Here is an 11,265-nt window from a genome sequence, read left to right on the forward strand (position 1 = left end):
GCGCCGAACCCAGATATTCAAGAAGAGTAGGAGACACGTCATGGCTGGTTTGAATCTGCGCAATGTCGTTAAACGCTACGAAGAGCATGAAGTGATGCGGGACATCAATCTTGACATCGACGATGGCGAGTTCGTGGTCTTCGTCGGTCCAAGCGGATGTGGAAAATCAACACTCATGCGAATGATCGCGGGACTTGAGGAGATCAGCGGCGGTGACGTGATGATCGACGGCGTTCGCGTCAACGAGGTACCTCCCGCCAAGCGCGGCATCGCAATGGTGTTCCAGTCGTACGCGCTCTACCCGCATATGTCGCTCTACGACAACATGGCATTCGGCTTGAAACTCGCGGGCAGTTCGAAAGCCGAGATCGACGCTGCCGTGAGGAACGCAGCAAAGATCTTGCACATTGATCATTTGCTTGATCGCAAGCCCAAGCACCTGTCAGGCGGTCAACGTCAGCGTGTTGCCATCGGCCGCGCGATTACGAGAAAGCCGAAAGTCTTTCTGTTCGACGAGCCTCTGTCGAATCTGGATGCAGCCTTACGAGTAAAAATGCGTCTTGAGTTCGCTCGCCTTCACGATGAACTTAAAACGACGATGATCTATGTCACGCACGATCAGGTCGAAGCAATGACGCTCGCGGACAAGATCGTTGTACTCTCAGCAGGAAATATCGAGCAGGTCGGAACGCCGGAGGAACTCTATCACGCTCCGGCAAATCGTTTTGTCGCGGGCTTTATCGGGTCGCCCAAGATGAACTTCCTCGAAGGGACGGTCCAATCGGTTGACGCGGACGGGATCGTGATCAAGTTGACCAGCGGCGAGCGTCAGCGCGCAGCGGTCGACGCTGGCGACCTGCAGCCGGGAGATAAGGTCACGCTCGGTGTACGTCCCGAGCATCTTCATCTACGCTTGGTGTCGGACGGCCTGTCAGCAAGGGTGACTGCGTTGGAATCTTTGGGAGACGCAGCTTACCTCTACGCGGAAAGTCCGGCGGCGCCCGATGGTTTGATCGCCCGCATCCCTCCGCTGGAGCGCTACAAGCATGGCACGGAGGTTCGTCTTGAAATTGGCCCCGATCATTGCCACGTGTTTGACTGCGCTGGCGTAGCGCGCAAACGCCTTGGCACCTACGCAATGGCTGCCTGATCTAGTGAGCGACTTCAACAACCAATGAACACCTTGACCAAGGAATCTTGAGGAACTTTATGAAATCACGCGCTGCTGTTGCATTCGCACCTGGAAAGCCGCTTGAAGTCGTCGAGATTGATGTCGCACCGCCGAGGAAGGGCGAAGTGCTCGTGCGTATTACCCACACTGGCGTATGTCACACGGACGCATTCACACTGTCCGGCGACGATCCGGAAGGGTTGTTTCCAGCCGTGCTGGGTCACGAGGGGGCTGGTATTGTCGTTGAAGTCGGCGAAGGTGTGACAAGCCTCAAACCGGACGATCACGTCATCCCTCTCTACACCGCGGAGTGCGGTGAGTGCCTGTTTTGCAAGTCGGGAAAGACGAATTTGTGCGTCGCGGTGCGTGCAACTCAAGGCAAGGGGCTCATGCCTGATGGTACGACACGGTTCTCGTTTGAAGGAAAGCCTGTGTACCACTACATGGGATGCTCGACCTTCAGCGAGTACACGGTCGTTCCTGAGGTTTCCCTCGCCAAGATCAACCCGGCCGCCAACCACGAGCACGTGTGCTTGCTAGGTTGTGGCGTGACGACCGGGATCGGTGCCGTTCATAATACGGCGAAGGTGCAGCCGGGAGACTCGGTAGCCGTCTTTGGACTCGGTGGCATTGGCCTCGCGGTCATTCAAGGTGCGCGTCAGGCGAAGGCGGGAAAGATCATTGCCATCGACATGAATCCGGCCAAGTTCGAGCTTGCGCGCGCATTTGGCGCGACGGATTGCATCAATCCGTCAGATCACGATAAGCCGATCCAGCAGGTTATCGTCGAGATGACGGGCTGGGGTGTAGATCACAGCTTCGAATGCATCGGCAACGTTAATGTCATGCGCGCAGCCCTCGAATGCGCGCATCGCGGCTGGGGACAATCGATCATCATCGGAGTTGCGGGCGCGGGCCAGGAGATTTCTACGCGCCCCTTCCAGCTAGTGACTGGCCGGAGTTGGAAAGGCACCGCATTCGGTGGCGTGAAGGGACGCAGCCAGTTACCCGGCATGGTAGAAGACGCAATGAAGGGCGATATTCAGTTGGCACCGTTCGTCACGCACACTATGCCCCTCGATCGCATTAACGAGGCCTTCGACCTCATGCACCAGGGCAAGTCGATTCGCACCGTCGTTCAGTATTGAGGATCAGATAAGTCGCTCGATACGAGCGCGAGTCCCAAACTCAATTATCGCTAAGCGCATGCAGAGCGTGACCTGTGGTCGCGCTCTGCGCGTTGCACCAACGCGACGCAATTTTTTTCGAGAAACCTCCAATGACTCAAAAGCTTCTTGTTCTCCAGTCCCTGTGGGCTATGGAGCGCCGACATACCGATGGAGTGGAACGCTCGTTGGCCGAAAACATCGACATGATTTCAAATGCCGGCTTTGATGGCGTTAGTGCGTCGTACACGTCGCGCGATCAGGTTCGAGCGCTCGACAGTCTTGTGAAGCCCTTGGGCATGGCGGTTGAGGGGCAGTGCTTCCCGAAGTCCGTCGACGACCTAAAACCGATTCTGGAACTGGCGTCCGAATTCGGCGTCCATCATCTTGACCTTCAACCCGATGTTCGACCGCGCACCCTTGCGGAAGGGGTCGCATTGCTAGACGGCTGGAGAAAGCTCGCCGAGCAGGTCGACTTCCCTGTCTACATCGAGACGCATCGTGACCGTCTGACCACTGACCTCTATTACACGCTGGACCTTTTAGACAAACGTCCGAACACCCAATTGCTTGCAGACCTGTCGCACTATTTGGTTGGTCGCGAGTTTGTCATGCCGGTGAGCGATGAAAACCACGGCTTAATTCACCGTATCTTGGATCATTCGTGGGCGTTCCACGGGCGAGTAGCAAGCCGCGAACAGGTCCAGATCGAAATCTCTTTTCCAGCACATCAGGTTTGGGTCGACCTTTTCTCCGACTGGTGGCGGTACGGTTTCGCGTCTTGGCGTCGGCGAGCAGGACCGAACGAAAGTTGCTCGTTCGTATGCGAACTCGGTCCGCAGCCGTACGCAATTATCGGACGGGATGGCAACGACACGACGGATCGATGGCAGGAGGCGTTGCAGATGCGAGACGCGATTCGAAAGTTGTGGGATGAGGGCGTCGCCGCGGAGAGCACGAATCTAGCGTGTGGTATTGCTCCTTGACTTCAGACGACCGCCAACACAGCAAGTAAAACGTCCCATCACCAAGAACACGATCCTTTCAATGAGCGCGCGCTGCGCAGTGCTAAGCGCGCTCGCTCCGACCCACGGTGATGATGAAGCCGATGGGGACCGAACAAACCACTTTCCCGCAATTCATTTCTGCCGGTCACATCCTGACGAACATAATCCGAACGGATGTCTCGAGTTGGCTCTCGCGTCCCGACGGTGCGGGTTGGAACGTCGCCCGTGCAGTTGCGCGGCCCGGCCTGCCGACTGCCTGCGAAGGTTCAGTAGGCACGGACAATTTCTCCGACGATCTGTGGGAAGCGAGCGTCGCGGCAGGGCTCGACATGCGCTTCATTCAGCGCGCGCAGCGACCGTCTTTGCTGGCCATTGTCTACATGACGGGGCCGCCGACCTACTACTACGTGGGAGAAAACGGCGCTGATCTGACGTTCGATCCATCGAATTTGCCACAGGGCTGGATGGAGCGAGCGAAGTGGGTACATTTCGGCGCATAAGCTTGGTGCGTCAGCCACTCGGGAGCACGCTCGCGAAGCTGGCCGCGCAACTGCGCGGGCTTCAGATGCTCCGGCCAGCCACCGCGGCGACCCATGAGACTGAAAAGCAAGCCGCCGATGGACGCATCGTCCGCGCCGACCGTGACGGCCGCTACGACGCTCGGCGGCCGCGCGTCGTAGACCTCGCTACTCGCGTAGAGGGACGCCGTGCCGGAGCCGCGTGTGACGAGCACGGTCGCTTTCGGGTCCATCGCGCGAATTTCGGCGAGTGCGTTGGCGTCGGACTGCCCTTTGAACAGCATGTGCAGATCTTCATCAGACACCTTGATGAGATCGGCGAGACCCGCCCTGAGTTCGCGCTGGCGGCGGGCGCGGCGGCGTGCCGTTATTCGGGCGCCCATTCGCCAAGCCTCGAAGAGATCGAAAGGCTGCTGAAATAGCGGTGGAGGCACATTTCTGAGACGTCACGCTGAAGAGGCCGCGCGCTTAGCGTTCTCTTTCTGCGCTCGCGCAAGGAAGCGTTTGTCCATCGCCTCTTGCGCCTCCTTGGATCCATCATGGAATGTTCCGAACCAACGGTCGAGCGGGAGCATCCCGTCGGCATAGTTGCATTCGAAATATTTGTGATGCAAGTAGTGTCCGTAAGACTCGGTATCAATCCCCCGACGTTCGCCGAACAACACTTTCGAGAATCCCGCGTGTCCCTGAGCGGGGCTCAGCGCAGAGTGCATCAAATGGAAGACAGCGTGGAACGGATGCGACGGCACGACGAAGTGGATTAAAACGCCGGTGAAATAGAAGAAATGTTCGACCGGATGCATCGCCAAACCAGAATACGGGATCGGGTTGACGTTGTTGTGGTGAAACTTGTGGACCGCACGGTAAAGCGGAGGCCAGTGCAGGGCGCGATGCACGATGTAGAAGTGAACATCATGAATCAGCGGTATTGCGAGCAATAGCGCAGTGCAGTAATAGGGGTGAGCTTTCCAGTCGACATAGGGAACAAAGTGGTTGGCGAACGCCCACAGCGCCAATGCCTCGAAGGCGGTCCAGATCGGAACGCCAAAAACAAACCCCCAGATCAGATTATCTGCGACCTGATTCTTGAAGAGAAACGCGCTGTTGTCAGTAGCCGGCCACTTGCCGTTGAATTTAAAGGTATCATTCTGCCGCCGCTGAACGTATAGACGAAGGTGCCAAGCACCAGAGACGAGCAAGAGCAATCCTGCGTTTCTTGCGAGCAGGTAGGCCAACCAATCGAATGAGAAGACCTTAAGCGTCTCTTCCGAAGGCGTCAGGTAAAGCCATATAAGAAGAGAGATGAGCGCATACGTGATATTCCACGGAAAGATGTAGCCCGGTACGCCCATGACCCAACGAAAGAGGGCGCGCGGCCGGGGCGGCCAAACGAACAGTGGAATAGCCTCGATCCGAGAATGTGGAGTCCAGTCGCCCCGTTTATTTCGCTTACCGTAAAGTGAATCGTCCATTTCCGTCTCTGTTGCATATTGAATCGTTTCGCGTGCCGACAACGAGCGAGTCCACAGTGTCGCCTGAGTCGGCCGCGCGGACCTTTTATTTGATGGCCACCTCGGATGTCGCTTATTGCGATCGGCGAGGTTTGAATCGACTAGAGCTTCAGGTCGAGCAGTGCCTGCCTCATGACGGAGGCATCTGCATCCAGACCGGTCCAGTATTTGATGGCTATGATCCCTTGATTGACCAGCATGCCGAGTCCATCCGCAATTCGACATCCTCTAGATTCGGCGGAGCGCAGCAACTGTGTGAGGGGAGGGTTGGGGATGCCGTCCGCCACGACCATGTGACTGCTGAGGCTTTCAAGGTCGATATCGAGCGTAGCGCTGACGTCGGGATATAGACCGATTGATGTCGCATTGATGACGATGTCGGTATCGGAAGGCAACGAGTAGGTTTCCTCCCAGCAGTGGAAGTTGGCGTCTGCCTTCGTTCTCTGAATCAGCAAGTTGGCTAGATCTTCGCCGCGTTCCTTGCCACGATTGACGACGGTGATCTTCTTTGCGCCGGCCAGCGCCAGTTCGACTGCAACGGCGCGTGCGGCCCCGCCCGCCCCGAATAGAACGATTGATTTATTGCTCGCGGAGGCGATCTCCTCCAACGCCTTTACAAACCCTTTGCCATCGGTGTTCTCACCGATTAGCGCGTCTGCTCGCCGTACAACGGTATTGACCGCGCCAATGATTTCGGCGGACGCTCCGAGCCCGTCGAGATACTGGATCACTGCCACCTTGTGGGGAATCGAGCAGTTGAAGCCGCGCCAACTCATGGCGCGGGCGCCTCTTACCGCGTCGCCAAGGTGCTCGGGGGACACCTCAGCATTGAGGTATCGCCAGTCGAGGCCGAGGTGGCGATATGCCGCCTCAACCATGATGACAGTCGGATTCTCGGCCGCAGGTTGGGCGAACGAACCGGTCAGTGGCTGAAGGAAGTTATGTTCCATTTTGGGTTCCTTTCTAGGCATTGGTGGAATCAGCGGATTGCCGCCTGGTCGCGCACCAGGCGCTTGCGATATGGTCCCCGACTCGAAGCGCCTGGGCGGCGACAGTCAACGCAGGGTTCAGAGCGGCAGACGACGGGAAAAAACTGGCGTCCACGACGTAGAGGTTCGGGTGATCGTATGCGCGGCACCAGGGATCGAGCGCGGCATGTGCCGGGTCCAGCCCCATCCGAACGGTGCCGCATTGATGAGAGGGCGTTTCGACACCGAACGGGTGCGATAGCACCGCGACCGCACCTAATCGACGCCATAGCTTCTTGGTCTGTTCCACAAATCGCGCATGAGCAGCGTGATTTGTTCGTGTCCACGTAAGCTGAACTCCGTTGTTGGGCAACGGGCGGATCGTGCTTTGCGCATGCGGTAGATCCTCGGACATCACCAGCATGTCGATGCTATGGCGCGCCATCGTCCGTCCGACCCAGCGTGGAATCGACGGGCGGCTCGCTCGTATCATCGGCTCCTGGATTTTTCCAAGCATCTGCAGGTTCCCGAGCGGCTCGGGGTCGCTGCTTGTTCCGAAGTAGAAGTCGTTCACACTGAGCGTCTTGGGAAAACGTGTTTCGTTCGCTGATCCAGGCATCATCGCCATCAGGCCCGTCGTGTTGTGGTTCATGTAATAGCGACCGACACAGCCCGAGCTGTTCGCAAGCCCGTCAGGGTTTCGCGAGTCCGCCGATCGTTGGAGCAGCAGGGCTGAGTTGATCGCGCCTGCGCTGAGCACGAACAGCGGCGCGCGGATGGTTTCTAGCGCACCGTTGCGCAGTATTTCCACCCCAACGATGTCTTTTCCGTGAACGTCGGTAATCAGCCGCGTCGCCCGACAATCCGGCCACAACGACACATTGGGGTATCGAAGGGCAGGGTCAATCAGCCTGGTTTCCGCATCGCCTTTGGCGCGGATCCGGCACGGGAAGGCATCGCACGTGCCGCATCGAATGCAACTGCCACCGGGATGAAGGTCGACGGCCGAAGGCATATGAAAAGGCCGGAGGCCGAGATCCGTCATGCGTTGCGCCAAATCGCCAATCACCGGTTCGTGTGGAATCGGTGCGTGCGGATATGGCCCAGACCTCCAGGGTTCCGTTGGATCGTCGCCTGCGCGTCCATGAACGCCGAAAATCTCCTCGGCCTGGGTGTACCACGGTTCAAGCTCAGAATAAGCGAAGGGCCAGGCAGGGGAAGTTCCATCGCGGAAGTTGATTTCCTCGAAATCTCTTTCGCGAAAGCGAAACATTGCCGTGCCGTAGAACTTGGTATGGCCGCCGACGAAGTGATATTGCCCAGGAACAAATCGCCGGCCGGTTTCGGTTTGCCACTCCTCCTTGGCACGGTACCGATGTTGCACAAACACCGACTCTGCACTCGTGTTCTCAGCTTCCGCTGGAAGGCGAGGCCCTCTTTCGAGGATTAGGATGCGCGCACCGGTCGGCGCGAGCTGGCGGGCAATTGCACCGCCGCCCACGCCGGAACCAATGATGACAACGTCGGGGCTTTTCATGACGCTCGCCCCTTTCCGTTGCAATCACACACCGGCAGGTCTCTCAGGTCCACAACTCGACCACGCCGACGCCCGCCGGCTGTAGTTTTCGGATATCTCGTCGCCATCTTTGTCTCCTCTGCTTGTGGAGGAATGATGGCTCGAACGGGTGTCGTGGAGTGTCACCGCCGCGGCATGTTCTTGTACAATTACCGCATCCTGAGTCCGGCTTAATGCGTGAAGGAGTCTAGTCATGCGCCCCTGGCTTGAAACCGTGGTGATTCCGCCGGACCGGTCCTGGCTCCTTTTCGATCGGCAACTTCCCGAGTTTCCCTTCAATTGGCACTACCACCCCGAGTTCGAACTCACGCTGACGCTCAATAGTGTTGGGATGCGGTTCGTGGGCGATCACGTAGAGAACTACGGGGACGGCGATCTTGTGATGCTCGGCCCCAATCTGCCACACGCCTGGCAGTCGAGGGCGACGCTGACAGCGCCGCGGCACCAAGCACTTGTGTGCTGGTTTACGGAGCCGTGGATCCAGTCCTTGGTGAAAGTCTCACCGGAGTTGAGGCCGCTACAGGGTCTTCTCGAAGAGGCCGGGCGAGGCATCGCTTTCGGCTCGAGCGCGAGCGCCAAAATCCGTCCTCGGCTGCAGGCGTTGATCGGAGCTCCCCCGGCAAGACATTGGCTTGGACTTCTGGAGTTACTGCTCGAACTGTGTGGCGACACGGAACGATCGTCTCTCGCATCCAGCGAGATCAAGCTCGCAGGCGGGTCACGCGACAAAGTAAGACTCAATCGTGTTCTTGACTGGCTCAACGAGCATTACACCGAGCAGGTTTCGTTGGAAGGACTTGCCGAACTCGCTCACTTGAGCACGAGTCAGCTACAGCGGCTGTTCAAGCGCAGCACACGCCTGTCTGTGAGCGAATACGTGGTTCAGCGGCGCATCGGACATGCCTGTGCGCTTCTTGCTCAAGGCGATCTGTCTGTCGCGCAGGTTGGTGTAAAAGTCGGGTACACGGAACCCGCATACTTCGCCCGACAATTTAAGGCGACCAAAGGGTGCTCGCCGACTGAATATCGACGACTCTTCTGTCTCTGAGCGACGCTCCGTCGCCGTCTCCCGCTAGGTTCGGGTCACCGTGCTTCGCTGTCGATTCGTGGTGACACGCGCCAAGCTTCGCGGAACGAGAAACCGAGCGAATCGAACATCGCGGTTGTGACGGATTCCCGCCATCTTCCTTCGTGCGGCGATCCAGTCGCTCGGCTATTCTCGTGACATATCCACCAAGCCACCGAGACGTTTTTCGCCCGACGCAGCCAGCGCGCTACTGGCACACGCTGAAACCAGCTCGAGCGAACCGGAGTGACTACGCTGTCGCAATGCGTCCACGAAGAGGGTTTCGAGTTGGACCGCTCAATGCGAAACAGCGTTGTCACCGGGCCGGGTAGGTCCGGCAAGGCAGATCTTAAATCAACCTCTACGACAGAGAACAAGGAGACTCGAAATGTCAGATCTTCACGGCAAGGTGGCGGTGGTCACGGGCGCTGCTTCAGGGATAGGCTTGGCCTCAACTGAAGCGCTTCTTACGGCTGGTGCGCAAGTGATACTGGTTGATCGCGATGAAGCCGCGGTGGCTTCTGCGTGCAGCAAGCTGGGAGGGAATGCGATCCCGCTTGTCCTCGACCTACTTGACGCGAAAGCATGTGCGTCGATGATTCCCAGGATCCTCGAGACGGTCGGGAAAATCGATATTTTGCATGCTAATGCCGGCATCTATGTTGGCGGTGAGCTCGTCGATGCTGAGACGACGGCGATTGATCGTATGCTCAACCTCAATGTGAACGTTGTCATGAAAAACGTTCATGACGTACTTCCCCACATGATCGAACGCAAGAGTGGTGACATCATTGTGACCAGCTCCTTGGCAGCACACTTTCCGACACCGTGGGAACCTGTCTACGCGTCGTCCAAGTGGGCCATCAACTGCTTCGTTCAAACTGTGCGTCGACAAGTTTTCAAGCATGGCATCCGCGTCGGATCTGTTTCACCTGGTCCTGTCGTCAGCTCGCTCCTAGCAGACTGGCCGGAAGAAAAATTGAAGGAGGCTAAGGAAGCCGGAAGTCTGATCGATCCGACCGAGGTAGCAGACGTGGCATTGTTCATGTTGACGCGCAAACGCGGCGTGACGATTCGCGACGTGATCATCATGCCGACGAATTTTGACTTGTAATGTAAGCGCCTGTAGCGGGGGGGCCGATTATTGGTGCCCAGTCCTCGCATTGTGACGAATTCGTTTGCCCCTGCGGCTAGACCGCATTACTAAACGCGCTTTTCAAACTCGGCTCTCGTGACCAAAAGCAGGAGAGCCGCGTCGCTCCCTCGCACGATCCGAAGCGGAAACGGTAGTGTCGAAGTGACCGCCAGATTTTGCACCGATCGAACGAATACCCTTTGCTGCGACGTTGAATGGCCATAGTGGGAGTCGTAAACTCGCGCTGGGAAAATGTGAGCAGAAGGCTCTGCTACACTCCTTCTGGTACCAGTCACAACCCTTCGATCGTTTGTTCAGATGTCTCCGCGCCACGCGAACCGAAAATCCGTCCGTTCATCTGCCCGAAAGGCCCGGGGTCCGCTCAGCAAAACAATGCTCCTGCCAATTCAGGCGAGTGCGGCGCATGAGCTCTCGTTGGCTCAACATCTGACGTGGGTCGCTTGCAAGGGAAAGCCGGGAACGCTTATCTGATCAATGAACTCGTGCGGCTCGTGTATTTAACGTACCACGTTCAGGACGCGGGCTACGGTGACACTGATGTCGTGGTGTATGCGCGCGCCGAGGCAGCGCTCGAACGGTGCTTGCAGCGTGCCGAACGCGAACAGGTTTGGCGGCTCGAACCCGACGATGCGCCAATGTTCGAGGCCATCCTGCGGCAGGCAGGCAGACAGCCAGCTTGAGCGTGCGCCGCGCTACGTTCACGTGGAAGCGCGCGAGCGCCTGGAGCGGTTCGCGGCCAGCGGGCGGCAGTCGCCGATGGCAAGCGTGGCGCGCCTTCAATAACAAACGCGTTCTAGCTAGAAAATAGATCGCCACTCGCAGGGCTCGGATCTTAGCGGCGATGCTTCCGATGATTGCGGGGGGCACAAACCCCGACATCCGTGATGATTGAAGCTGCGAATATCGCACTCGGTTCCTTGGTACGCACAGAGACGTACGGTTAGGAACCCTAACGAAAATGCGTTAAATTGCGTTATGTCAAGTTGCAGATCACAGGAGTCGTCATTTGCGAGTGGTCGACCAAAACCTTGCCTATTTAACGCTCTTCTCAGCACACACTCTGCGGGCAGAGCTTTGTGGGACGGCGACCCGCACTCCGACGCGCGCCGCTGAGCGCTTCTGCAGG

9 protein-coding genes and 2 pseudogenes are annotated in these 11,265 nt (G+C 57.8%); 7 read left to right on the forward strand and 4 right to left on the reverse strand.

The features are described 5' to 3' along the window. Positions 1 to 40 precede the first annotated feature (40 nt). The 4 genes and pseudogenes from AWB79_RS30285 to AWB79_RS40205 all read left to right on the forward strand — a co-directional run. Positions 41 to 1,150 carry an ABC transporter ATP-binding protein gene (locus AWB79_RS30285; protein ID WP_061171123.1) on the forward strand — a complete coding sequence of 370 codons (1,110 nt, stop codon included), beginning with the start codon at positions 41 to 43 and terminating at the stop codon, positions 1,148 to 1,150. Between the two features lie 59 nt (positions 1,151 to 1,209). Further along, positions 1,210 to 2,319, forward strand: a complete 1,110-nt coding sequence (locus AWB79_RS30290) for an S-(hydroxymethyl)glutathione dehydrogenase/class III alcohol dehydrogenase (protein ID WP_061171140.1) — start codon at positions 1,210 to 1,212, stop codon at positions 2,317 to 2,319. Positions 2,320 to 2,450: 131 nt separating this feature from the next. Next, entirely contained in the window at positions 2,451 to 3,323 is an 873-nt protein-coding gene (locus tag AWB79_RS30295; protein ID WP_061171124.1) for a sugar phosphate isomerase/epimerase family protein, read from the forward strand. A gap of 122 nt (positions 3,324 to 3,445) precedes the next feature. Beyond that, positions 3,446 to 3,900: pseudogene (locus AWB79_RS40205) on the forward strand (carbohydrate kinase family protein); the annotation flags it as partial. A 99-nt stretch (positions 3,901 to 3,999) separates the two neighbouring features. Here AWB79_RS40205 and AWB79_RS40655 read toward each other — a convergent pair. The 4 genes and pseudogenes from AWB79_RS40655 to AWB79_RS30315 form a co-directional block, all read right to left on the reverse strand. Beyond that, positions 4,000 to 4,245 (reverse strand): annotated as a pseudogene (locus tag AWB79_RS40655) (hypothetical protein); the annotation flags it as partial. Positions 4,246 to 4,308: 63 nt separating this feature from the next. Then, positions 4,309 to 5,334, reverse strand: coding sequence for a sterol desaturase family protein (locus AWB79_RS30305; RefSeq protein ID WP_061171126.1), 1,026 nt, complete (start codon positions 5,332 to 5,334; stop codon positions 4,309 to 4,311). 140 nt (positions 5,335 to 5,474) lie between these two features. Next, the gene (aroE, locus tag AWB79_RS30310; protein ID WP_061171141.1) at positions 5,475 to 6,323 is read right to left on the reverse strand and encodes a shikimate dehydrogenase; all 849 of its coding nucleotides are present in this window, start codon (positions 6,321 to 6,323) and stop codon (positions 5,475 to 5,477) included. A gap of 13 nt (positions 6,324 to 6,336) precedes the next feature. Then, entirely contained in the window at positions 6,337 to 7,878 is a 1,542-nt protein-coding gene (locus tag AWB79_RS30315; protein WP_061171127.1) for a GMC oxidoreductase, read from the reverse strand. A 232-nt stretch (positions 7,879 to 8,110) separates the two neighbouring features. Here AWB79_RS30315 and AWB79_RS30320 point away from each other — a divergent pair, with 232 nt between their 5' ends. The 3 genes from AWB79_RS30320 to AWB79_RS30330 all read left to right on the forward strand — a co-directional run bounded on the left by AWB79_RS30320 (position 8,111) and on the right by AWB79_RS30330 (position 10,819). Beyond that, a complete protein-coding gene (locus AWB79_RS30320; protein ID WP_061171128.1) occupies positions 8,111 to 8,965 on the forward strand; it encodes a helix-turn-helix domain-containing protein in 855 nt (284 codons plus the stop codon). A gap of 406 nt (positions 8,966 to 9,371) precedes the next feature. Further along, complete coding sequence (locus AWB79_RS30325) at positions 9,372 to 10,097, forward strand: SDR family oxidoreductase (RefSeq protein ID WP_061171129.1); 726 nt, start codon at positions 9,372 to 9,374, stop codon at positions 10,095 to 10,097. A 482-nt stretch (positions 10,098 to 10,579) separates the two neighbouring features. Further along, complete coding sequence (locus AWB79_RS30330) at positions 10,580 to 10,819, forward strand: hypothetical protein (RefSeq protein ID WP_061171130.1); 240 nt, start codon at positions 10,580 to 10,582, stop codon at positions 10,817 to 10,819. Positions 10,820 to 11,265: the final 446 nt, after the last annotated feature.

Source organism: Caballeronia hypogeia (genome assembly GCF_001544875.2).
Taxonomy (GTDB): Bacteria; Pseudomonadota; Gammaproteobacteria; order Burkholderiales; family Burkholderiaceae; genus Caballeronia; species Caballeronia hypogeia.